Genomic DNA, 22,620 nt, shown 5'->3' on the forward strand with positions numbered 1-22,620 from the left:
AATGTGCGGATGCTAACGGCAGGGTGTGGTGAGGCGGTAAGTTTCCCCCAGTCGGGCTAGCGACGGTCCGATCACTGTCCGTTCTGCGGACAAGTGTATGAACGTTCGGTCGGTGGCTCAGCACTTTACCGTGACAGTCACGTGACAGCGGCTCCCTCTAGATTTCGGCCTTACCACCGAAAATCGAAGGAGAACAATGAGGAAGTCCCTGCTCGCGCTGGCCGCCCTGCCCGTCGCCGGCGTGCTGGCCACCCTGGGGGCCGGAGTCGCCTCCGCCGCCCCCGCCACAAGCACCGGGTCGGAGTCGGCTGTCCAGTTGATGGCCAACTGCGACCCGATCTGGAGGCTCTCCGACAGGGCCGGAGGGCAGTGCAACGACATCGCGTTCCGGGTGGGCGTCCGGTGCAAGTCGACTCGGGGCGACTGGCAGGTGTTCTTCAGCGACTGGACGAACAAGGGCATCCCCGCGACCGCCTTCTGCCCGGCCGGCTGGGAGTCCGTCAGCGCCGACTACGACCTGCCCGACTGAGTCTTGACCTGAAGGATCGAGGTGAGGGGTGTGTGGATTCAGAGACGTTCAACGTCCCTGAATCCACACACCCCTCACGAGCGGTCACACTTTCGCACTGCCAGCCACAGCGAGTGATCATATGGGTCGGCGGAAAGTGTCTCGAGCCTTCAGGAGGACGTCCACGCTGCGACGCACTGCGCGGCGCGTGAAGGCCCCCTTCCCTCGGCTGAACTGAGGGAAGGGGGCCTTCACGCGCGCTGAGGGTCAGGCCGTAGGAGGCTGATAGACCTTCGTGAGCTTCGACGCGGCACCCCGGTCCAGCAGCCAGAGCGTGCGACGGCCGCCGCGTGCTCCCGCCACCGGGATCTGGACCTCGCCCGCGCCGGCCAGCGCCAGCGCGACGGCGTCCGCCTTGGCCTCGCCGCCGGTGACCAGCCAGACGTCCTGCGCGCGACGGATCGCGGGCAGGGTCAGCGAGATCCGGGTCGGCGGCGGCTTCGGGCAGTTGCGCACCGCGACGACCGAACGCTCCTTCTCGTACACCGCCGGGCTCTCGGGGAAGATCGAGGCGGTGTGCCCCTCCCCGCCGAGGCCGAGCAGCATGATGTCGAACGCCGGGACGTCGCCGTGGTCCTCGGGACGCGCGTTGGCCGCCAAGACCTCCGCGTAAGCGGCGGCCGCGGCGTCGACGTCGTCGCCGAACTCGCCGTCCGAGGGGGCCATGGCGTGCACCCGCTTCGGGTCGAGCGGAACGTGGTCGAGCAGGGCCTCGCGGGCCTGCTTCTCGTTGCGCTCGTCGGAGTCCGCCGGGACGAAACGCTCGTCGCCCCAGTAGAGGTCGAGACGCGACCAGTCGATGGCGTCCCGGGCACTGGAGTCGCGCAGTTCCTTCAGGATCGCGATCCCGGTGCCGCCCCCGGTGAGCACCACCGAAGCCGAGCCCTTGGCCGCCTGGACGTCCACGATCCGGGTGACCAGCCTGGCCGCCGCGGCGGCGGCCAGGAGGTCCGGGTTCCCGTAGACGACTACCTCGGTCTTGCTCATGAGTCGCTCTTCTTCGCGGCGACCGCGGCCTTCTTCTTGGCGGCCGCCGGGGCCTTCTTCGCCGGAGAGGCCTTCGCGGCTGTACCGGAGGAGATCTTCGTGAGCCCGTTCAGCGAAGCCTCGTAGACCTCGTCCGGGTCGAGCCGCCGCAGCTCCTCGATCAGGCAGTCCTTGTTGTCCCGCCGCTGCAGGGCGATCCGCCGCGTCGGCTGGCCGGGCTGGGTCAGCGTGCCGACCCGCCCGTCCGGCCGGTGCAGTTCCACCGGGCCGGAACGCCGGTCCAGCGTCACCGAGATGATGCCCGCGGCGCCGGTGCTCTTGACCCGCTTCACCGGCACCTTGAGGTACTCGGCCAGCCAGCCCGCGAGCAGTTCGGTCGACGGCGAGTCGGCCTCACCGGTCACGGTCGCGCCGGTGACTTTCTCGTGCGGCGGAAGGTCCAAGGCGGACACGAGCTGCGCGCGCCAGCTGGTCAGCCGGGTCCACGCCAGGTCGGTGTCACCCTCCACATAGGACTTCGCCCGGGTGGTGAGTGCCCTTATGGGCGCCTTTTCCGCCGCGGAGTCGGTGATCCGGCGCTGGGCCAGCTCACCGAGCGGGTCCTTGGCCGGCGCCTTCGGGCCGGTGCCCGGCCACCAGGTGACGATGGGCGCGTCCGGCAGCAGCAACGGCACGACCGCGCTCTGCCCCTGAGAGGCCAGCGGGCCGTAGAGCCGCAGGACGATGACCTCGCTCGCGCCGGCGTCGCCGCCGACCCGGATCTGGCCGTCGATCCGCGGTGCCGCGGTCCGCGCGCCCTTGGCCACCACGATCACCCGCGAGGGGTGCTCCCGGCTGGCTTCGTTGGCGGCTTCGATCGCCTCTTCGAGCCTGTCGTCGTCGTCGGCCACGATGACGAGCGTCAGCACCCGGCCGAGCGCCACCTGCCCGCCCTGTTCGCGGATCTCGACGAGTTTCTTGTTCAGCTGCGACGTCGTGGTCGACGGCAGGTCGATGATCACGGACGCCTCCAGTTCCGGCCGGTACGTTCCAGCATTTCGTCGGCGGACGGCGGTCCCCACGAACCCGGCGGGTACTGCTCGGGCGCGCCCTTCTTGGCCCAGGTGTCGAGGATCGGGTCCAGGATCTCCCAGGACAGCTCGACCTCCTCGTTCACCGGGAACAGCGACGGCTCGCCGAGCAGCACGTCCAGGATCAGCCGCTCGTAAGCCTCGGGCGAGGACTCGGTGAACGCGTGCCCGTAGCCGAAGTCCATGGTGACGTCGCGGACCTCCATCGTGGTCCCCGGCACCTTCGACCCGAACCGCAGCGTGATGCCCTCGTCGGGCTGCACCCGGATCACCAGCGCGTTCTGGCCCAGTTCCTCGGTCGAGGTCGAGTCGAACGGCAGATGCGGCGCCCGCTTGAACACCACGGCGATCTCGGTGACCCGGCGGCCCAGCCGCTTGCCGGTGCGCAGGTAGAACGGCACACCCGCCCAGCGGCGGTTCTGCACCTCCAGCGTCACCGCCGCGTAGGTCTCGGTCGTCGAGTCCTTCGCGAAACCGTCTTCCTGCAGCAGGCCCGGCACCTTCATGCCGCCCTGCCAGCCCCCGGCGTACTGCCCGCGAGCGGTCGTCTCTTCCAACGGCCCCAGTGGTTTCGTCGCCGAAAGCACCTTGATCTTCTCGGCCCGCAGCGCACGCGGCGCGAACGAGACCGGCTCCTCCATCGCGGTCAGCGCGAGGAGCTGCAACAGGTGGTTCTGGATGACGTCGCGCGCGGCGCCGATGCCGTCGTAGTACCCCGCGCGGCCGCCGAGGCCGATGTCCTCGGCCATGGTGATCTGCACGTGGTCCACGTAGTTGGCGTTCCAGATCGGCTCGAACAGCTGGTTCGCGAACCGCAGCGCCAGCAGGTTCTGCACCGTCTCCTTGCCGAGGTAGTGGTCGATGCGGAACACCGACTCCTCGGGGAAGACGTCGTTCACGATCTCGTTGAGCTCCTTGGCGCTCTTGAGGTCGCGGCCGAACGGCTTCTCGATGACGACGCGGCGCCAGGTCTCCTCGCTCGCGTCGGCGAGGCCGGAGCGGGCGAGCTGCTTGGTCACCACGGGGAACGCGCTCGGCGGGATCGACAGGTAGAACGCGGTGTTGCCCCCGGTGCCGCGTTCGGCGTCGAGGTCCTTGACCGTCTGCGCCAGCCTGTCGAAGGCGTCATCGTCGTCGAAGGTGCCCTGGACGAAACGGATGCCTTCGGCGAGCCGGTTCCACACCGACTCCTTGAACGGCGTCCGCGCGTGCTCCTTGACCGAGTCGTGCACGAGCTCGCCGAAGTCCTGGTGCTCCCAGTCCCGGCGGGCGAAGCCCACCAGGGAGAACCCGGCGGGCAGCAGCCCGCGGTGGGCGAGGTCGTAGATCGCCGGCATCAGCTTCTTGCGGGCGAGGTCTCCGGTGACGCCGAAGATCACCAGGCTGGACGGCCCGGCGATCCGCGGCAGCCGCTTGTCGCGCGGATCGCGCAGCGGGTTGTTCCAGGCTCGGGTCACTCGCCTGCCTCCTGTACCGCGCGGACCACTTCGGCCAGGCCGGCGGCCCGGTCGGTGAGGTGCAGGCGCAGCACCGGACGGCCGTGCTCCGCGAGCACCTGGCCGTCACCGAGCGCCTGCGCGTGCTGGAGCACGCCGAGGGTGTACGGCCGGTCCGGCACGTCCAGATCCTGCTCGACGTCGCCGGTGAGCTGCAGGAAGACCCCGTTCTGGTGGCCGCCCTTGTGATACTGCCCGGTGGAGTGCAGGAACCGCGGCCCCCACCCGAAGGTGGTCTGGCGGCCCGTGCGCTTGGCGATCTCGCCGCGCAGGAGCGCCGTCGACGCGTCGTCGAGCCGGTCGAGGTAGGCCTGCACCGCGATGTAGCCGGTTTCCGGGGCGGAGTCGAAGAAAGCCCGCAGGATGTCCGCGAGCTTCCCGTCGGTGGCCACTCCCGCCGAACCGAACACCTGGACCGCGCCGTCCACAGTGGACGGCTCTTCGCCGCCCTTGAGCGCGTCCGGGTTGTCGAGCAGCGACCGCGCGGCCTTCTTGGCGGCCTCGACGTCGGGCTGGTCGAACGGGTTGATCCCGAGCAGCCTGCCGACGAGCGCGGTGGCGAACTCCCACAGCAGCATCTGGGCACCGAGCGGGCCGGTGACCGAGATCTTCGCGGCACCCTGGGCCGGGCCGACCGCCACCGGGGTGGCGTCGGACTTCGCGTCGGCGAAACCGGGGGAGTCCGGCCCCTCGACGGCGACCGGCAGGAGACCGGTGCCCTGCTTGCCGGTGGATTCGGCGATCAGCTGCTCCGCCCAGTCGGCGAAGCCCTTGATACCGGATCCAGTGTCGGCGATGACGACCTTTTCCGCGCCGTCCTCGTGCGCCGCCGCCCACGCCGCGGCCAGCCGCACCGCGGGGTTGTCGGTCGAATCGGTCGCCAGCGTCTCGGCGACCGAAGCGGCCTGGTCGAGCAGGCGGGCGATGTCCGCGCCGGCGAGCCCGGCGGGGACGAGGCCGAACGCGGTCAGCGCCGAGTAGCGGCCGCCGACGTTCGGGTCGGCGAGGAAGACCTTGCGGTAACCCTCCTTTTCGGACAGTTCCGCGAACGGGGAGCCGGGGTCGGTGACGACCACGATCCGCCGGGCCGCGTCGATGCCCGCGTCGGCGAAGGCCTTCGCGAAGATGCGCCGGTGGCTGTCGGTTTCGACGGTGCCGCCGGACTTGGAGGAGACCACGATGACCGTGCGCTCCAGGTCACCGGCGAGCGCGTCGGCGACCTGGCCGGGGTCGGTGGTGTCGAGGACGGTCAGCGCGACCCCTTCGGTCGCGGCGATCACCTCGGGGGCCAGCGACGAACCGCCCATGCCGGCGAGGACGACGCGATCGACGCCCTCCGAGCGCAGGTCGGTCCGCAATGCCTCGATCTCGCCGATCAACGGCCGCGAGGACTTGTGCAGCGTCGTCCACGAGAGACGGATCGACGCTTCGGACTCGGCTTCGGGACCCCACAGTGTGGCGTCCTGGGACGCCAGTTTCGATGCGACCTGGTCGGCGACAAGCCGCTCCGCGAACGGAGCGGCTTTGCCGGCCAGGGCGGCGTCGGCGATTGAGACGCCGGTCGTTTCCCCTGCCATGGTCCAGATCAGTCCTTTGCCTTTTGCAGCTGCCCGTTGACGGTCTCGAGAAGCTCGGTCCACGACTTCTCGAACTTCTCGACGCCCTCGTTCTCGAGGGTCAGGAAGACGTCGGTGATGTCGATGCCGACAGCGCTCAGCTTGTCGAAGACGGCCTGCGCGTCGGCGCCCTTACCGGTCACCGTGTCCCCGGTGATCTCGGCGTGGTCCGCGGCCGCGTCGAGGGTCTTCTCCGGCATCGTGTTGACCGTGTCCTTGACGACGAGCTGGTCCACGTAGCGGGTGTCGGAGTACTGCGGGTCCTTCACGCCGGTGGAGGCCCACAGCGGACGCTGCGCGTTCGCGCCCGCCTCGGCGAGTGCCTTCCAGCGGTCCGAAGCGAACAGCTCCTCGAACGCCGCGTAGGCGAGCCGCGCGTTGGCGATGGCGGCTTCACCGCGCAGCGCCTTGGCCTCGTCGGTGCCGATGGCGTCGAGCCGCTTGTCGATCTCGGTGTCCACACGGGACACGAAGAACGACGCGACCGAGTGGATGCCCTTGAGGTCGTGACCGTTGGCCTTGGCCTGCTCCAGCCCGGCGAAGTACGCCTCGATGACCGCCTTGTAGCGCTCGACCGAGAAGATCAGCGTCACGTTGACGCTGATGCCTTCGGCCAGCGTCTTGGTGATCGCCGGGAGACCCTCTTCGGTGGCCGGGATCTTGATCAGCACGTTCGGCCGGTCCACGGTCTTCCACAGGTCCTGCGCCTCGGCCACCGTCTTGTCGGAGTCCTTGGCCAGCCGCGGGTCCACCTCGATGGACACCCGGCCGTCGACCCCGTTCGTGGCGTTGTAGACGTCGCGGAACAGGTCCGCGGCGTTGCGCACGTCGGTGGTGGTCAGCTCGCGGATGGTGGCCTCGACGTCGGCGCCGCGCGCGGCCAGTTCGCGAGTCTGCTCGTCGTACGCCTCGCCCTTGGACATCGCGTTGGCGAAGATCGTCGGGTTGGTGGTGACGCCGACGACGTGCTTGTCGCGGATCAGGCCGGCGAGGTTGCCGGTGTTCAGTCGCTCACGGGACAGGTCGTCCAGCCAGATCGAGACGCCTGCCTCGGACAGCTGCGCGAGCTTGTCGTTGGACATACTTGTCATCCCCTTCAGTTCTTGGTGTTGGCGATCGAGCGACGGGCGGCGTCGACGACGGCTTCCGCGGTGAAACCGAACTCGCGGAACAGCGTGGCGGCGTCGGCCGAAGCACCGAAGTGCTCGATCGAGACGTTCTCCCCGGCGTCACCGGTGAAGCGGTGCCACGACTGGGCGATACCGGCTTCTACGGAGACGCGTGCCTTGACCGACGGCGGGAGGACGGAGTCCTTGTAGGCCTGGTCCTGCGCGTCGAACCACTCGATACACGGCATCGAGACGACGCTCGCCGGGATGCCGTCGGCTTCCAGGGTCTTGCGGGCCTCGACGGCCAGCTGGACCTCGGAACCGGTCGCGATCAGCACGACCTCGGGGTTGCCGTTGGACGCCTCGGCGAGGACGTAACCGCCCCGCTTGACGCCTTCGGCGCTGGTGCCCTCCAGCACCGGCACGTTCTGCCGGGTCAGCGCGAGGCCCGACGGGTGGTGGACGTCCTCCAGGACGGCCTTCCACGCGTACGCGGTCTCGTTGGCGTCCGCCGGGCGGACGACGTTGAGGCCGGGGATGGCGCGCAGGGCGGAGAGCTGCTCGATCGGCTGGTGGGTGGGGCCGTCCTCGCCCAGGCCGATCGAGTCGTGCGTCCACACGTAGGTGACCGGCGCCTTCATCAGCGCGGCCAGCCGCACGGGCGGGCGCATGTAGTCGGAGAAGATCAGGAACGTCGCGCCGTAGGGACGGGTGCCGCCGTGCAGCGCGATGCCGTTGAGGATCGAGCCCATCGCGTGCTCGCGGATGCCGAAGTGCAGCGTCCGGCCGTACGGGCTGGTCTTCCACATCTCGGTGGAAGCCTTCTCCGGGCCGAACGAGTCGGCCCCCTTCATGGTGGTGTTGTTGCTCTCCGCGAGGTCCGCGGAACCGCCCCACAGCTCGGGAAGCGGCTCGGCGAGCGCGTTGAGCACCTCACCGGAGGCCTTGCGGGTCGCGATGCCCTTGGCGTCCGGCTCCCACTTCGGCAGGTTGTCCGCGAAGCCCTCGGGCAGCGTGCGGGTCGACATCCGGTCCGCGAGCTTCTTGCGCTCCGGGTTGGCGGCGCCCCACGCCTCGAACTTCTCCTGCCATTCGGCGCGCGCGGTCTTGCCGCGGTCGACGGCCTGGCGGGTGTGGGCGATGACCTCGTCGTCGACCTGGAAGCTCCGCTCCGGGTCGAAACCGAGGATCTCCTTGACCGCGGCGACCTCTTCGGCGCCGAGCGCGGCGCCGTGGGCCTTGCCGGTGCCCATCTTCTTCGGCGCCGGGTACCCGATGACGGTCTTCAGCGCGATGAACGACGGGCGCTCGGTCTCGGCCTTGGCGGCCTTGATGGCCTCTTCGATCGCGACGACGTCCTCGCCACCCTCGACGACCTGGGTGTGCCACCCGTAGGCCTCGTAGCGCTTCACGACGTCCTCGGAGAGCGCGATCTTGGTGTCGTCCTCGATGGAGATCTCGTTGTCGTCCCAGAAGACGATCAGGTTCCCCAGCTCCTGGCGGCCGGCGATCGACGAGGCCTCGGCGGTGACGCCTTCCTCGATGTCACCGTCGGAGGCGACGACGTAGACGTAGTGGTCGAAGATGCTCTCGCCCTGCGGAGCGTCCGGGTCCAGCAGACCGCGCTCGCGGCGGGCCGCCATCGCCATGCCGACCGCGTTGGCCAGGCCCTGGCCGAGCGGGCCGGTGGTGGTCTCGACGCCCTTGGTGTGGCGGTACTCCGGGTGGCCCGGCGTCCGCGAGTCCCACTTGCGGAGCTGCTTCAGGTCTTCCAGCTCCAGGCCGAACCCGGCGAGGTACAGCTGGATGTAGAGGGTGAGGCTCGAGTGACCGGCGGAGAGGACGAAGCGGTCACGGGCGGGCCATTCGGGGTCCGCCGGGTCGTGGCGCAGCGTCCGCTGGAACAGCGTGTAGGCGAGCGGCGCGAGGCTCATCGCGGTACCGGGGTGACCGCTGCCGCAGTTCTCGACCGCGTCCGCGGCGAGCACCCGGACGGTGTCGACGGCCCGCGTGTCGAGGTCGGTCCAGTCGGCGGGCAGGTTGCGCCGGAGGAGTGGGTTCTTCTCGCTGGTAGAGGCGGTTTCGGACACTGAACTCGAACTCCCCGTCATCAGGTTGTGGCTTCTCTTCCCTCGTGGGTAACCCACGCGTACCGCTACTAATCTCAATCGATCCGGAAGGGACGATATTCCTGCTCCGGGCCGTTCGCAGTGGTACGCCGCGACCTACCGCGGCCAGCCTAATGGTTCGGCCGGTGAAGGACCCGCGATCACCCTCTGGAAACAGCACGTCTACCATCGGGCAAGGGTTCAGAACGCGAGGATCCGGGGCCGCCACATCACCCGGAAGCCTGGCGGGACCCCCGCCCGAAAACTGACGCAGGGAGTGAAATGTCGTTGGTGAACGCTGCGCACGGACGCAGTGACAGCACCAGCGCCGTACATCCGACCGGTGAACGACCGCACGGTGGCCGGCGAACAATCCGCCAGGTCGTCGGCGCGTACGCCGCCCTCGCGAAGCCCAGGGTGATCGAGCTCCTTCTCGTCACCACGATTCCCGCGATGTTCCTGGCAGGCCGGGAAATCCCGTCGCCGTGGCTGGTGCTCGCGACGCTCGTGGGCGGCACGATGGCCGCCGGTAGCGCCAACGCCTTGAACTGCGTCATCGACGCGGACATCGACAAGGTGATGAACCGCACCAAGCGTCGTCCGCTGGTGAAGGATTCGGTGCCCCGGCGCGGCGCGCTGATCTTCGGCCTCGTCCTCGGGGTCCTGTCGTTCGTCGTGCTCTATTTCACGGTGAACCTGCTCTCGGCGATCCTCGCGATCGCGACGATCCTGTTCTACATCTTCGTCTACACGCTGCTGCTGAAGCGGCGTACGTCACAGAACGTGGTCTGGGGCGGCGCGGCGGGCTGCATGCCGGTCGTCATCGGCTGGGCCGCGGTCACCGGCACCGTCGAGTGGCCCGCGTTCGTGATGTTCGGCGTCATCTTCTTCTGGACCCCGCCGCACACCTGGGCGCTGGGCATGAAGTACCGCGACGACTACGAGCGCGCCGGCGTGCCGATGCTGCCGGTGGTCGCCACCCCGCAGCACGTGGCGCGGCAGATCGTCATCTACTCGTGGGTGATGGTCGCCTGGACGCTGCTGCTGGTCCCGGTGACGAGCTGGATCTACACCACGTTCGCGATCCTGGCCGGCGGCTGGTTCCTCTTCTACGCGCACAGCCTGAACGCGGCGGTGCGGCGGGGCGAGGAGACCAAGCCGATGTCGCTGTTCCACCGGTCGAACACGTACCTGATGATCGTGTTCGTCGCACTGGCCGTCGACTCGGCCATCGGCCTGCCCGTCCTCGGCCTGCCCTTCTGATCTTGTAGCGCGTGAAGGCCCCCTTCACTCGGCTCAGCCGAGTGAAGGGGGCCTTCACGCGCGGGCGGGAATGAGATGATGGCGGGCGCCGTTGTACTTCGTTCGGCCCCTGTCCCTCTTTCGAAAGCAGGCAGCTTTTGTCCGTGTCCCCGGACCGGGAACTCGATGCGACGGACACCGACGTCGCACTCGAACAGGAGTACGTCACCACCCTCTACCGCAAGCTCGACGCCGAGCGGGTCGACGCGCAGCGCAGGCTCGACCGGACCCTGCGCCAGACCGGCGGCACCCCGCAGGCGCGCACCGAACGCGACGTCGCCACGACGCTGTACACCGACAGGCTGGCCCAGCTCGGTTCCGTCGAGCAGGGCCTGTGCTTCGGCCGTCTCGACTTCGTCCCCGGGCACGCCGAGGAGACCACCTATATCGGGCGGCTCGGCCTGTTCGACGAGGACGACGACTACCGCCCGCTGCTCGTCGACTGGCGCGCGCCGGTCGCGCGGCCCTTCTACCTCGCCACCGCCGCCTCACCCGAAGGTGTCCGCCGGCGACGGCACATCCGGTCGCTGAGCCGGAAGGTCGTCGGCGTCGACGACGAGATCCTCGATCTCTCCGCCGCCGACCAGGGCCAGGACCTCGGCCTCGCGGGGGAGGCGGCGCTGCTGGCCGCGCTCGAACGCCGTCGCACCGGTGAGATGAGCGACATCGTCGCCACCATCCAGGCCGAGCAGGACCGCATCATCCGCGCGTCGCCGAACGGCGTCCTGGTGGTCCAGGGCGGTCCGGGCACCGGCAAGACCGCGGTCGCGCTGCACCGCGCGGCGTACCTGCTCTACACGCACCGGCAGCAGCTCACCACCCGCGGCGTGCTCGTCGTCGGGCCGAACAGCACGTTCCTCCGCTACATCGGGCAGGTCCTGCCGTCGCTGGGCGAGACCGGGGTGCTGCTGGCCACGATCGGGCAGCTGTACCCGGGCCTGGACGCCGTCGGCCCGGTCACCCGCGAGGCCGCCGAGATCAAGGGCCGCGCGGTGATGGCCGACGTCCTCGCCAACGCCGTCCGCGATCGCCAGCGCGTGCCGGAACCGGTGCTGGAGATCGAGTTCGAGCGCGAGATCCTCATGCTCGACCGCAAGACCTGCACCGAGGCCAGGACGCGGGCCCGCCGCTCGCGCCGTCCGCACAACCTCGCCCGGCGGATCTTCGTCTCCGACGTCCTCGACGCGCTCACCCGGCAGGCCGCCCGCAAACTGGGGGAGGATCTGCTCGACGCGCGCGACGTCCAGGACATCCGAGCCGAGGTCGCCGCCGACAAGAACGTGGCCGCGGCCCTCGACGGACTGTGGCCGACGCTCACCCCCGAAGTCGTGCTCGACGAACTGTTCGCCGACCCTGAACGGTTGCGCAGCGCGGCCGGGAAAGCCTTGTCGGCCGACGAACGTGAGCATCTCTACAGCCCCACGGACGCGGCGTGGAGCCCGGCGGACGTCCCGCTCCTCGACGAACTCGCCGAATTGCTGGGCGAGGACGACACCGACGCCCGCGCCGAACGCGCCCGCCGTGAGCGGGAAGACCGCGCGTACGCGGAAGGCGTGCTCGACATCCTCGAACAGGACGAGGAGATCATCGACGAGGAACTGCTGCGGGTGAGCGACGTCCTCGACGCCGAACTGTTCGCCGAACGCCAGCAGCGCCGCGGCGAGCTGACCGCGGCGCAGCGGGCCGCCCAGGACCGGACCTGGACCTTCGGGCATGTGATCGTCGACGAGGCGCAGGAACTGACCGCGATGGACTGGCGGCTGCTGATGCGCCGGTCGCCGAACCGGTCGATGACGCTCGTCGGCGACGTCGCCCAGACCGGGGCGGCCGGTGGAGCCCGGTCCTGGGCCGAGGTGCTGTCGCCCTATGTCGCCGACCGCTGGCGGCTGGAAGAGCTGACCGTGAACTACCGGACCCCGGCGGAGATCATGACCGTCGCGTCCCGGGTGCTCGCCGAAGTGGATCCGACGCTCGAAGCGCCGGTTTCGGTGCGGGAAACCGGTTTCCAGCCTTGGCTGCGTTCCGTGGCGCCCGTGGATCTGGGCACCGAACTGCCGGGGCTCGTCGAGGCCGAACTGTCCGCTGTGGACGGTGGGACGGTCGCCGTGCTGTGCCCGGCTTCGCGGATCGCCGCTGTTTCGGAGCTGCTCGGTGAGGCGGGGGACCGCGTGTCGGTCATGGCGGTGGACCGGGCGAAGGGCCTGGAGTTCGACTCCGTCGTGCTGGTCGCGCCCGACGAGGTCGTCACCGAGTCCCCGCGCGGGCTCAACGATCTCTATGTGGCCCTGACCAGGGCGACCCGTCGGATGGGCGTAGTGCAGACCGGTGAGGCTGTTCCGGCGCTGGAAGGTCTTGGCTAAGGTCGGCCGCATGCGCACATTCGGCAAGATCGTGGTCATCGGCGCGGGCGTCCTCGCCCTGGCGGCCTGTGGCGAGAAGCAGAACACCGCGGCCCCGGCCCAGTCTTCCGGCGCGGCCCCCGCGTCGGCTTCGTCGTCGGCGGCCCCGGCCGCCCCCAAGGGCAAGGAATGCACCGCGGACGACGTCAAGACCACCGGGAAGTTCGGGGAGGCGCCGACCATCACCATCCCGGACGACTGCGACCCGCCGAAGAAGCTCATCACCAAGGACCTCGAACCCGGCACCGGTGAGGGCGCCAAATCCGGCGCGAACCTGAAGATGAACTACTCGCTGGTCACCTGGTCCAACAAGAAGAAGCTGGACAGCTCGTTCGACCGCGGCGAGCCGTTCGACCTGACGCTGGGCGCGGGCATGGTCATCCGGGGCTGGGACCAGGGGCTGGAAGGGATCAAGCAGGGCGCGCGGCGGCTGCTGATCATCCCGCCGGACCTCGGCTACGGGCAGGGCGGCCGCGGCATCGCGCCGAACGAGACCCTCGTCTTCGTCACCGACGCGGTGAGCGTCCCCACCGACAAGGGCTGATGTCTCGTGAGTGGTAATGACGGTTAGAACCGTCATTACCACTCACGAGTCAGCGGGCGTGCTCCCAGGTGAGCAGGGTGCGCTCCAGCCCCTTCTCGACCTTGGTCTCCGGTGGAACGTCGGCCGGGGCGTAGCCGACGCGGCGGGCGACGGCCTCGCTCGCCGCGTTCTGCGCGTCGATCTTCAGCCGGAGCGGCCCGAGACCGAGTTCCAGCGCGTACGCGGTGAGCACCCGGAGAGACCGTGCCGCCAGATCCTGCCCTCGGTGGGCCGGTCCGACCGCGTAGCCGAGCTCGGCGTGTCCCTCTTCGTGCAGGAACAGCACCACCTCGCCGAGCGGTTCGCCGCCGTCGACCGTGATGGCGAGCCGTCGCCCCGAGCCCTCCGCCCGGCGGGTGACGGCCTTCTCGTAGTGCGCCTTCGCCGCGACCTCGTCGAAGGGCGAAGGCAACGGCGTGAACTTCGCGACGGCCGGATTGTCGAACAGCGCGGGCATGAACGCGATGTCGTCTTCGACCCAGTCCCGCAGGACGAGCCCTTCGCCTTCGAGCCGGACCTCCTCCGGCGAGAACACCGTCACGGGATCAGCAGGAGCTTGCCGGTGGTGCGCCGACCCTGGAGGTCTTCGTGCGCCTGGCGGGCGTCGGCGAGCGGGTAGCGGCCGCCGATCCGGATGTTCAGCGAACCGTCCTGAACGGCGGCGAACAGTTCGTTCACCCGCCACTCCAGTTCCTCGCGGGTGAGCACGTAGTGCGCGGAGGTCGGGCGGGTGAGGTACACCGAGCCGCTGCGGTTGAGCAGCTGCGGGTCGATCGGCGGCACCGGACCGCTGGCCGCGCCGTAGAGGGCGAGCAGACCGCGGATCTTCAGGCTCGCCAGGCTGCCGTCCACAGTGGACTTGCCGACGCCGTCGTAGACCACCGCGACACCCTTGCCGCCGGTGAGTTCGCGGACCGCCTTGGCGAAATCGACCTGGTCGTAGCGGATGACGTCGTCCGCGCCCGCCTGCTTGGCGAGTTCGGCCTTCTCGTCGGTGGAGACGGTGCCGATCACCCGTGCGCCACGCGCCTTGGCCAGCTGGACCAGCAGCAGGCCCATCCCGCCCGCGGCGGCGTGGACGAGGACGTCGTCACCGGCCTTGACCTCGTAGGTCGAGGCGATCAGCGCGTGCGCGGTGACACCCTGGAGCATCGTCGCGGCGGCGGTCTCCTCGGTCACGCCGTCCGGGATCTTCACGGCGATCGAGGCGGGGAGCAGGCGGCGCTGGGCGTAGCTGCCCAGTGAGCCCTGCCAGGCGACCCGGTCGCCGACGGCGAAACCGGTCACGTCCTCGCCGACCGCGGCCACCGTGCCGGCGCCCTCCATACCCAGGATGAACGGCGTGTCGACCGGGTAGATGCCTTCGCGGTGGTAGGTGTCGATGTAGTTGACGCCCGCCGCGGCGACGTCCACGAGCAGTTCCCCGGAACCGGGCTCACCGACCTCGACTTGCGCCAGCTCAAGGACTTCGGGACCGCCGGTTCGCCGGATCTGTACTGCCGTGGGCATACATCCTCCTCGTTCAAGGTCATTCCGACCGGGACAACTATGGCCGACGCCACGCTTATTCCGCGTCCCGGGCATTTCCTGGTTAAGCTCGGCCCGTGGCTGAGACCGAAGAGAAGACCGAGACCGCCGCCCCCACGTCGCGCCAGGTCGCGGCCGCCCGCGACTTCGTCAAGCGGCACGGGAAGCCATCGCGCGCGGTGGTGGAGAACATCGGCCGGATCGGTGCCCGGGTCGTGCTCGTGGGCGCCGACGGCGCGCTCGGCGACGTGGTCGTCGCCTCCACGGAGGCCGGCGACGCACTGGTCGAGGCCGTCGAGGACCTCGAACCCGCCGAGTGGGACAGCGAGACGGTGAAGGCGACCAAGATCGGTGCCGAGCACCGCCGCCGGATGGCCGGGAAGTGAGCGGTTCCGCGATCCTCGTCTCCTGCTCCGCGCTGCCGGAAGGCGACGGCGACGAGCACGCCGTTCCCGAGGCGCTGGCCGACCTCGGCTTCAAGAGCCGTTGGGCCGCCTGGGACGACTCGACCGTCGACTTCGGCGCGGCGGACATCGTCGTCTTGCGTGCCACCTGGGATTACGCCGAGCGCCACGACGAGTTCCTGTCCTGGACCGAGTCGGTGCCCGCGCTGGCCAACGCGGCCGAAGTCGTGCGCTGGAACGTCGACAAGTCCTATTTGGCCGAACTCGGCGACGCCGGCGTCGCGGTCGTGCCCACGACCGTGCTCGCCCCGGGTGACGACGCCCCGCGCTGGCCCAAGGGCGAGTTCGTGCTGAAGCCCGCGATCGGTGCCGGATCCCGCGGGGTCGGGAGGTTCGCGTCCGGCGACGCCGCCGCCCCGCATCTGGCGGGCCTCCACGCCGAAGGGCACACCGCTCTGCTGCAGCCATATCAGTCCACTGTGGACGCCGAGGGTGAACTCGCGCTGGTGTACTTCGGCGGGGTGTACTCGCACGCGTTCTCGAAGGCCGCGATGCTGGGCAGGGAACTCGACGAATCCGGTTTGTACGTCACGGAAAAGCTCGCGCCCGCGCAACCCGCCGCGAAATTCCGCGCGCTGGCCGAGGACGTCTTGGACGCCACCGCGGCGCTGCTCGGCATCCTGCGCGCGGAACTGCTCTACGCCCGCGTCGACCTCGTCACCGGACCGGACGGCAGGCCGCTGCTGCTGGAACTGGAGCTTGTCGAGCCTTCGCTGGGCTTCCGGCAGACCGACGACGCGGCCGCCTGGCGGTTCGCTTCCGCCGTCCGGCAGCAACTCGCCTGACCCCTCCCGCGTTGCTATGAAAGGACCTTTCCTTGCAAAATTTGCAAGGAAAGGTCCTTTCATAGCGTCCGTGCGCCCAGGACAGCCGTCGCGTTCAGAGGACGAAACGCGCGAGAGACGCTAGGTGTCAGGCGGGTTTCACGCGTTTGGCGGCCAAGCGCTCAGGCTTCGGCCACCGCACGTCCCGCGCCCAGCCGAACTTCTCGAACAGCCAGATCAGCCGTGCCGACACGTCGACCTGCCCGCGCAGGACGCCGTGCCGCGCGCAGGTCGGGTCGGCGTGGTGGGAGTTGTGCCACGACTCGCCCATGGACAGGATCGCCAGCGGCCAGAAGTTCGCCGCCTTGTCACGGCTGGCGAAGGGGCGCTCGCCGATCAGATGGCAGATCGAGTTCACCGACCAGCTGACGTGGTGCAGGAAGGCGATCCGGACCAGTCCGGCCCAGAAGAACCCGGTCACCGCGCCCCACCAGGACCAGCTGATCAGTCCGCCGAGGACCGCGGGCAGTGCCAGGCTGAGTGTGATCCACAGCCAGAAGTAGCGGTTCACCACGCGAAGATCCTTGTCGGCCACAAGATCCGGCGCGAAGCGCTCGTAGTTGGTCACCTCGCGGCTGAACATCCAGCCCATATGCGCGTGCCAGAACCCGCGCAGCAGCGCCGTGGGCGAGGTCCCGAACAGCCAGGGGGAGTGCGGGTCGCCTTCGCGGTCGGCGAAAGCGTGGTGACGACGGTGGCTGGCCACCCAGAAGATGACCGATCCCTGCACCGCGAAGCCCCCGGCGATGGCCAGCGCGATCCGCAGCGGCCGTCCGGCCTTGAACGCGCCATGGGTGAAGTAGCGGTGGTAGCCGACGGTCACCCCGAGCGTCCCGACGGTGTAGAACACGGCCGCCAGCCCGAGATCGACCCAGGTCATGCCCCAGCCCCACACGATCGGCACGGCGGCGAGCAGCGCGACGAACGGGACCAGCAGGAAGGTCTTGAGGATCAACATCTCCCCGGAGCCCCGGCGATGGGAGATCAGGGGTTTGGCTTGACTGGCCGGTGCGTCCGGCTCGGTGCTGGCGGTCATACGACACCTCGTGCCTCGACTCGGTGGTGACCCCCGTGCGGGGCACCGAAACGCAGCGTAAGGGCAGTGTCTGGCGAGCACGCCGCCCGGGGGTTACGTCCGGTTTGCCAGGGGGTCAGTTCGAAGTGGCGAGTTCCCGTTCAGCGGCGGGGGGAACCGGCGCCGGGCCACGATCGCGTGATCCGCACCACAGTGCCGCGGTCGAGATGATCACCAGCGCGGAGCCGAGGACGTGGAAGGAGACCAGCGCCTCCGGCACCCCCAGGGCGTACTGCACCGAGCCCAGGACGCCTTGGGCGAGCGCGACCACCCACACGATCGTGTAGCGCCGCCACAGTCGTTTCGGCGTGCTGCCACGCATCAGCTGGAGGCCGAAGACGGCGAGCACGATCAGGTAGACCACCAGCAGGCCGCCGTGGATCTGGGTGAGCGTCTCGATCGGCGCCTGGAGCCGGTGGGTGCCCGGGTCCCCGCCGTGCGGGCCGGCGCCGGTCACGGTGGTGCCCGCCACGAGGACGGCCCACATCGACGCGGCGAGCACGATCAGGGTCTTGCGGCCCGCGTCCGGGATGAGCCAGCGGGCGGGCTCGTCACCTTCGGAGAACGCGCGCAGCAACAGGACCGCGAGCCAGACCAGGGGAGTGGAGGCCAGGAAGTGCAGCGCGACGGTCCACCATTCGAGCTTCGCGAGCACGGTGATCCCGCCGACGACGGCCTGCAGCAGCACGCCGGCCGGCATCGTCCAGGCCAGCTTCACCAGACGGCGGCGGCTCGGGTGCTCGATCTGCACGCGCCACGCGGTGATCACGCACAGCGCGGCGACGGCGATGACGACACCGGTCAGCATCCGGTTGCTGAACTCGATCCACTGGTTGAGCGCGTCGAACTCGGGATGCGCCTCGGGGACGATGCTGCCTTCGACGCACTGGGGCCAGGTGGGGCAGCCGAGCCCCGAACCGGTGACCCGGACGACCGAGCCGGTGACGCCGATTCCGGCCTGGGCGATCACCGCCGCCATCGCGACCGCTCGCTGAACCGCGAACGAGGGATACGGCAGACGCGCTACAAGGCTCTGGAACGGCACCGTCCGATGCTAGAACGCCGTTGCTGAGAGCGTTCCACCGGCCGCACCGGCCTGTGTCGGCCGCCTCAGGTGAGCTTCGTGGTCTTGCTGGCCAGCGCGCCCGCGACGATGCCCCAGCCGATGAGGACGGCGAACGGGCCCCACCCGAACGAGCCGTCCAGCAGGACCGAGCGGAGACCTTCGGCGAGCGCGCCCGACGGCAGCAGCTCGACGAACGTCGCCAGTCCCGCCGGCATCGTCGACGGCGCCAGCAGGATGCCGCCCGCGAGCAGCAGCACGAACCAGACGATGTTCGCCAGCGCCAGCACGGCCTCCGCGCGCAGTGCCCCGCCGAGCAGCAGCCCCAGCGCGCCGAACGCGAACGTGCCGGCGATCAGGAACGGGATCGCGCCGAGGAGTCCGCCGAATGACGGCGACCAGCCCAGCAGCGCGGCCACGACGCCGAGGATCACCGCCTGCAGCGCGACCACGACCAGCGCGGCGGCCACCCGGCCGGCGATCAGCAGCCAGCGGGGCAGGGCGGTGGCGGAAAGTCGTTTGAGGACGCCGTAGCGGCGGTCGAAACCGAGTGCGATGGCCTGTCCGGTGAACGCGGACGACATCACCGCAAGCGCGAGGATCCTCGGTGTTATCCAGTCCACTTTGGACGACGAGCCGAGCTGCGCCGACGGCAGGATGTCCAGCAGGGACAGACCGATCAGCAGCGCGAGCGGGATGAGCAGGGTCAGCAGGATCTGCTCGCCGTGGCGCAGGGTCAGGCTCGCCTCGACCTTCGCGTGCGTGCGCAGCATCTTGCCGAGCGAACCCCTGCCGGGGGCCGGGGTGAACGTGCCGGCGGCGAACCGCGGCGTCGGCGGCGTAGGCAGCGTGGTCATGCGCGCAGTTCCCGTCCGGTCAGCTCCAGGAAGACCTCTTCCAGCGTGCGCCTGCCGACCTGCAGTTCCTCGGGCATGACGCCCTGCTGCGCGCACCAGGCCGTCACCGTGGACACCACCTGTGGGTCGATCGCGCCTTCGACGAGGTAGGTCCCCGGCGCGGACTCGTGTACGAGGTGGCCTTCGGGCAGAGCCGCGGTCAGCAGCGCGGTGTCGAGCCGCGTGCGGGCCTTGAACCGCAGCTGCGCGGCCTCACCGGCGTCGACGGTCAGCGCCCGCGGCGAGCCTTCGACGACGACCTTGCCGTGGTCCACGATCACCACGGTGTCGGCCAGCGTTTCGGCCTCCTCCATCAGATGCGTGGTGAGCAGCACGCTGACCCCGTCGGCGCGCAGTGCTTCGAGCAGATCCCAGACCAGGCGGCGGGCCTGCGGGTCCATCCCGGCCGTCGGCTCGTCGAGGAAGAGCAGTTCCGGGCGCCCGACGAGCGCGCAGGCGAGCGAGAGCCGCTGCTGCTGCCCGCCGGAAAGCCGTTTGAACGGTGTCTTCCGCGCTCCCGCGAGCCCGAGGACGTCCAGCAGCCACGCCGGATCCAGCGGGTTCGCGGCGCACGCGGCGACCAGTCCGAGCATCTCGTCGGCGCGGACGCCGGGATACGCGCCACCGCCCTGGGGCATCACGCCGATACGCGGTCGCAGCGCCGGACCGTCCCGTGACGGGTCCATGCCGAGCACGCGGACTTCGCCGTCGTCAGGCCGCAGGAAGCCTTCGCAGATCTCGACGGTGGTGGTCTTGCCGGCCCCGTTCGGGCCGAGCAGAGCGAGCAGCGCGCCACGTTCCATCCGCAGGTCGAGTCCATCGACCGCGGTGGTGGATCCGTAGCGTTTCACCAGCCCGGTGATCTCGACGGCGGGGGCGTTCACGACAGGTCACGATACGGCCTCACGCCGGGACCGAATGCTCCGGGGACGGTCTGGACAGCAGCAGCGGCGACAGGCGGTGGACGACGAACAGTCCCAGTAGCGTGAGGGCCCCGGCGGCGGCCCAGGCGAACGGCAGGACGTAACCGCGGCCGTCGAAGGTGCTGCCCGTGGTGGGCAGCAGGAACGGCAGGACGGCGGTGACGATCGTCGCGGCGATGCGGAAGCGCGAGGTGCCGGCCGCGGCGGCGAGCGGGATGATCGCCCACAGCAGATACCAGGGCTGGAGCGCCACGTGCAGCACCATCACCGCGCCCAGTGAGACGCCGAGGCCGATGATCGGCCGGTAGCGCCATTTGAAGCTGTCCCAGAGGAACTTGACCGTCACCGCGCCCGCGACGAGGTAGCCGAGCGTGCCGAGGATCGGCACCATCGCGTTGGTGTGGTTGCCGAGGCCGAGCGCGATGCCGAGGACGCCGCCGAGCGCGGCGAGTTCCGACGTCGGCGAGATCCACGAGCGGACCAGTCCCGGCGTGCCGAGCGCGCCGACCCAGCCGAAGCCCAGGCCGGTGCCGTAACAGACGGCCACCAGGACCACGCCGAACAGCAGGGCCATCGGGATCGCGGCGGTGAGCAGGTCCTTGATCCGGCCGTGCCAGCGTCTGGCCACCATGACGGTGAGGAACGGCAACGCCAGGATCGCGTTCAGCTTCACCGCGACGCCGAGGGTGATGATCACCACGCCGAGCCCGATGAACAGTATTTCGCCCTTCGCCAGCGGCGGGACGGCGTCGTGCTTGTACCGCACCGGCATCCGCTGGATGCCGATCTCCAGCCCGGCCACCATGAGCCCGATCGCCAGCGCGTCGTTGTGGGCGCCCGCGACGAAGTGGAAGATCAGCAGCGGGTTCGCCGCGCCGAGCCACAGCGCGGTGGCGGGCTGCACGCCGAACCGGCGGGCCAGTCTGGGCAGCGCCCAGATGATCAGGATGACGCCGATCAGCGCGAGACCGCGCTGCAGCAGCACCCCGGTGACGATGTTCCCGCTGCTCAGCGGGGCGAGCCAGCCGCCGAGGCGGAGCAGCAGCGGACCGTAGGGCGCCGGGGTCTCGCGCCACATGTTGGAGACACCCGAGGTCAGCGGGTCGGAGACGCCGAGCGCCTCGGCCGGGCCGAGGGAGTACGGGTCCATCCCGCGCGCCACGATCTCGCTCTGCGCGAGATAGCTGTAGACGTCGCGGGAGAACAGCGGGGGGATGACCAGCAGCGGCGCGCACCAGAGCGCGATGGTGCGGGCGAGCTGGCCCTGGGTGGCGAGGCGGCGGCGCGCGGGCTGGGCGAACCGGCCGAGCATCAGCCAGCTCAGCACGATGATCGCCATCCCGGCGAGGCCCATGGCGAGCGAGACGGTGGGAATGCGGGTGAACAGCCGCAGGACCGGGATCTCCTGGACCGGGTTGATCACCGGCGCGGCACCGGCGCCGAGTGAGCCGAGGGCGAGGAACAGGGAGCCGACCGCGCCGAACCGGCGGACCACGTTCAGCCCGCGCGTCTCCTTGTCGTCGAGCGGCTCGGGCTCGTGCGGGCGCGCCGGGGACAGTGTCGCCACCGATCCCGCCGCTGAAGCTTCCCCGGGCCGTGCCTCGTCCGTGTCCCGCCCCGCCGGGTGCTCGCCCACTGCCACGCACGAAGGGTAGCGATGCCGGGAACAGACTGAGCGGGTACGTGGTTACCGGGGGAGAAGCAGGCCCCGACGTGACGCGCGCCACTCCGTGAGGCACCCCTCTTTGCCGTCTCCCCGGAAATACGTCACACTTGTGTTGTGAAAAAGACGGGGACGCGGAACGAGGCCGGTGGCGACATGCCCCGCGCCGAGGTCCAGCCTGTCCCCGCGCAGGTCGGCCCCGAGGGCCGGACCAGGCACGAAGTGGCCCGTCTGCTGCTGGAACAGGGTCCGATGACCGCCGTCGTGGTCGCCGAGCAGCTGGGGATCAGCGCCGCCGCCGTCCGGCGTCATCTCGACGCGCTCCTGGCCGACGGTGAAGCCGAGACCCGCGACGCGCCCCGCCGCGGCCCGCGCGGACGAGGCCGTCCCGCCAAGAACTTCCTGCTCACCGAAGCCGGCCGTGCCCGATTCGGGCACGCCTACGACGACCTCGCGTCCTCGGCCATCCGGTTCCTCGCCGAGCACGCCGGCGAAGACGCCGTGAAGGCGTTCGCCGAGGCCCGTGTCGCCTCGCTCGTCGGCCCGCACCGGGAGGCGATCACCAAGCACGAGGATCCCGCCGTCCGCGCCGAGGCCCTCGCCGCCGCTCTGACCAGGGAGGGCTACGCTGCGTCGACCCGTCAGGTCGGGGCAGGCGAACAGCTCTGCCAGCACCATTGCCCGGTCGCCCACGTCGCCGCCGAGTTCCCCCAGTTGTGTGAAGCCGAGACCGAGGCATTCGCGCATCTGCTGGGTACACACGTGCAGCGGCTGGCGACCATCGCACGCGGTGACAACGCGTGCACCACACACGTACCCGTCGCTTCGACGGGTCGACCGGCCACACCCGGGCCGGGAAGCACGGCGCCCTCTCCAGGGCGCACAGCACGGATCCCGAATGGAGGGAAACCCGCATGACTGCCGCTGCCGAGCAGCGCACTCCCACC

The 22,620-nt window shown here is 69.9% G+C and carries 20 protein-coding genes; 7 read left to right on the forward strand and 13 right to left on the reverse strand.

The features are described from left to right. Positions 1 to 196 precede the first annotated feature (196 nt). Entirely contained in the window at positions 197 to 529 is a 333-nt protein-coding gene (locus SD37_RS14990; RefSeq protein WP_044850359.1) for a hypothetical protein, read from the forward strand. Positions 530 to 775: 246 nt separating this feature from the next. Here SD37_RS14990 and pgl read toward each other — a convergent pair whose 3' ends face one another. The 6 genes from pgl to tkt are packed head-to-tail and all read right to left on the reverse strand — an operon-like array spanning position 776 to position 8,936. After that, the gene (gene pgl / locus SD37_RS14995) at positions 776 to 1,555 is read right to left on the reverse strand and encodes a 6-phosphogluconolactonase (protein WP_044850358.1); all 780 of its coding nucleotides are present in this window, start codon (positions 1,553 to 1,555) and stop codon (positions 776 to 778) included. Beyond that, positions 1,552 to 2,556, reverse strand: a complete 1,005-nt coding sequence (opcA, locus tag SD37_RS15000) for a glucose-6-phosphate dehydrogenase assembly protein OpcA (protein WP_044850357.1) — start codon at positions 2,554 to 2,556, stop codon at positions 1,552 to 1,554. Before opcA ends, pgl begins: the two co-directional genes overlap by 4 nt. Beyond that, a complete protein-coding gene (gene zwf, locus SD37_RS15005; protein WP_044850356.1) occupies positions 2,553 to 4,082 on the reverse strand; it encodes a glucose-6-phosphate dehydrogenase in 1,530 nt (509 codons plus the stop codon). Before zwf ends, opcA begins: the two co-directional genes overlap by 4 nt. Continuing rightward, positions 4,079 to 5,698: a glucose-6-phosphate isomerase gene (locus SD37_RS15010; protein WP_044850355.1), complete on the reverse strand. Its 1,620-nt coding sequence runs from the start codon at positions 5,696 to 5,698 to the stop codon at positions 4,079 to 4,081. Before SD37_RS15010 ends, zwf begins: the two co-directional genes overlap by 4 nt. 8 nt (positions 5,699 to 5,706) lie before the next feature. Further along, positions 5,707 to 6,819: a transaldolase gene (gene tal, locus SD37_RS15015; RefSeq protein WP_044850354.1), complete on the reverse strand. Its 1,113-nt coding sequence runs from the start codon at positions 6,817 to 6,819 to the stop codon at positions 5,707 to 5,709. Between the two features lie 14 nt (positions 6,820 to 6,833). Beyond that, positions 6,834 to 8,936: a transketolase gene (tkt, locus tag SD37_RS15020; RefSeq protein WP_044850353.1), complete on the reverse strand. Its 2,103-nt coding sequence runs from the start codon at positions 8,934 to 8,936 to the stop codon at positions 6,834 to 6,836. 300 nt (positions 8,937 to 9,236) lie between these two features. Here tkt and SD37_RS15025 point away from each other — a divergent pair, with 300 nt between their 5' ends. The 3 genes from SD37_RS15025 (at position 9,237) to SD37_RS15035 (ending at position 13,199) form a co-directional block, all read left to right on the forward strand. After that, positions 9,237 to 10,217 (forward strand): heme o synthase, encoded by a 981-nt coding sequence (locus SD37_RS15025; RefSeq protein ID WP_044850352.1) that lies wholly within the window; start codon positions 9,237 to 9,239, stop codon positions 10,215 to 10,217. 143 nt (positions 10,218 to 10,360) lie between these two features. Beyond that, on the forward strand, positions 10,361 to 12,616 hold the full coding sequence (locus SD37_RS15030; RefSeq protein WP_044850351.1) for a HelD family protein: 2,256 nt from the start codon (positions 10,361 to 10,363) through the stop codon (positions 12,614 to 12,616). A 10-nt stretch (positions 12,617 to 12,626) separates the two neighbouring features. Next, positions 12,627 to 13,199 carry an FKBP-type peptidyl-prolyl cis-trans isomerase gene (locus SD37_RS15035; protein ID WP_044850350.1) on the forward strand — a complete coding sequence of 191 codons (573 nt, stop codon included), beginning with the start codon at positions 12,627 to 12,629 and terminating at the stop codon, positions 13,197 to 13,199. Between the two features lie 49 nt (positions 13,200 to 13,248). On the opposite strand, the gene SD37_RS15040 is transcribed toward SD37_RS15035, so the two are convergent. Next, positions 13,249 to 13,779: a GNAT family N-acetyltransferase gene (locus tag SD37_RS15040; RefSeq protein WP_044850349.1), complete on the reverse strand. Its 531-nt coding sequence runs from the start codon at positions 13,777 to 13,779 to the stop codon at positions 13,249 to 13,251. Further along, positions 13,776 to 14,747, reverse strand: a complete 972-nt coding sequence (locus tag SD37_RS15045; RefSeq protein WP_044850348.1) for a quinone oxidoreductase family protein — start codon at positions 14,745 to 14,747, stop codon at positions 13,776 to 13,778. The genes SD37_RS15040 and SD37_RS15045 overlap by 4 nt, the downstream gene beginning before the upstream one ends. Before the next feature lie 95 nt (positions 14,748 to 14,842). On the opposite strand from SD37_RS15045, the gene SD37_RS15050 reads away from it, so the two are divergent. Further along, on the forward strand, positions 14,843 to 15,151 hold the full coding sequence (locus tag SD37_RS15050) for a hypothetical protein (protein ID WP_005152245.1): 309 nt from the start codon (positions 14,843 to 14,845) through the stop codon (positions 15,149 to 15,151). Then, a complete protein-coding gene (locus SD37_RS15055; RefSeq protein WP_044850347.1) occupies positions 15,148 to 16,014 on the forward strand; it encodes an ATP-grasp domain-containing protein in 867 nt (288 codons plus the stop codon). Before SD37_RS15050 ends, SD37_RS15055 begins: the two co-directional genes overlap by 4 nt. A gap of 127 nt (positions 16,015 to 16,141) precedes the next feature. On the opposite strand, the gene SD37_RS15060 is transcribed toward SD37_RS15055, so the two are convergent. The 5 genes from SD37_RS15060 to mptB form a co-directional block, all read right to left on the reverse strand. Then, a complete protein-coding gene (locus SD37_RS15060) occupies positions 16,142 to 17,089 on the reverse strand; it encodes an acyl-CoA desaturase (RefSeq protein WP_044850346.1) in 948 nt (315 codons plus the stop codon). A gap of 115 nt (positions 17,090 to 17,204) precedes the next feature. After that, the gene (locus SD37_RS15065; protein WP_065912837.1) at positions 17,205 to 18,173 is read right to left on the reverse strand and encodes a COX15/CtaA family protein; all 969 of its coding nucleotides are present in this window, start codon (positions 18,171 to 18,173) and stop codon (positions 17,205 to 17,207) included. 65 nt (positions 18,174 to 18,238) lie between these two features. Then, entirely contained in the window at positions 18,239 to 19,048 is an 810-nt protein-coding gene (locus SD37_RS15070; RefSeq protein ID WP_044850344.1) for an ABC transporter permease, read from the reverse strand. Continuing rightward, entirely contained in the window at positions 19,045 to 19,971 is a 927-nt protein-coding gene (locus SD37_RS15075) for an ABC transporter ATP-binding protein (protein ID WP_044850343.1), read from the reverse strand. Before SD37_RS15075 ends, SD37_RS15070 begins: the two co-directional genes overlap by 4 nt. A gap of 19 nt (positions 19,972 to 19,990) precedes the next feature. Next, a complete protein-coding gene (mptB, locus tag SD37_RS15080; RefSeq protein WP_044850342.1) occupies positions 19,991 to 21,577 on the reverse strand; it encodes a polyprenol phosphomannose-dependent alpha 1,6 mannosyltransferase MptB in 1,587 nt (528 codons plus the stop codon). A 213-nt stretch (positions 21,578 to 21,790) separates the two neighbouring features. On the opposite strand from mptB, the gene SD37_RS15085 reads away from it, so the two are divergent. After that, positions 21,791 to 22,591: a helix-turn-helix transcriptional regulator gene (locus tag SD37_RS15085; protein ID WP_418189812.1), complete on the forward strand. Its 801-nt coding sequence runs from the start codon at positions 21,791 to 21,793 to the stop codon at positions 22,589 to 22,591. Positions 22,592 to 22,620 lie beyond the last annotated feature (29 nt).

The organism is Amycolatopsis orientalis (assembly GCF_000943515.2).
GTDB classification, from domain to species: domain Bacteria; phylum Actinomycetota; class Actinomycetes; order Mycobacteriales; family Pseudonocardiaceae; genus Amycolatopsis; species Amycolatopsis orientalis.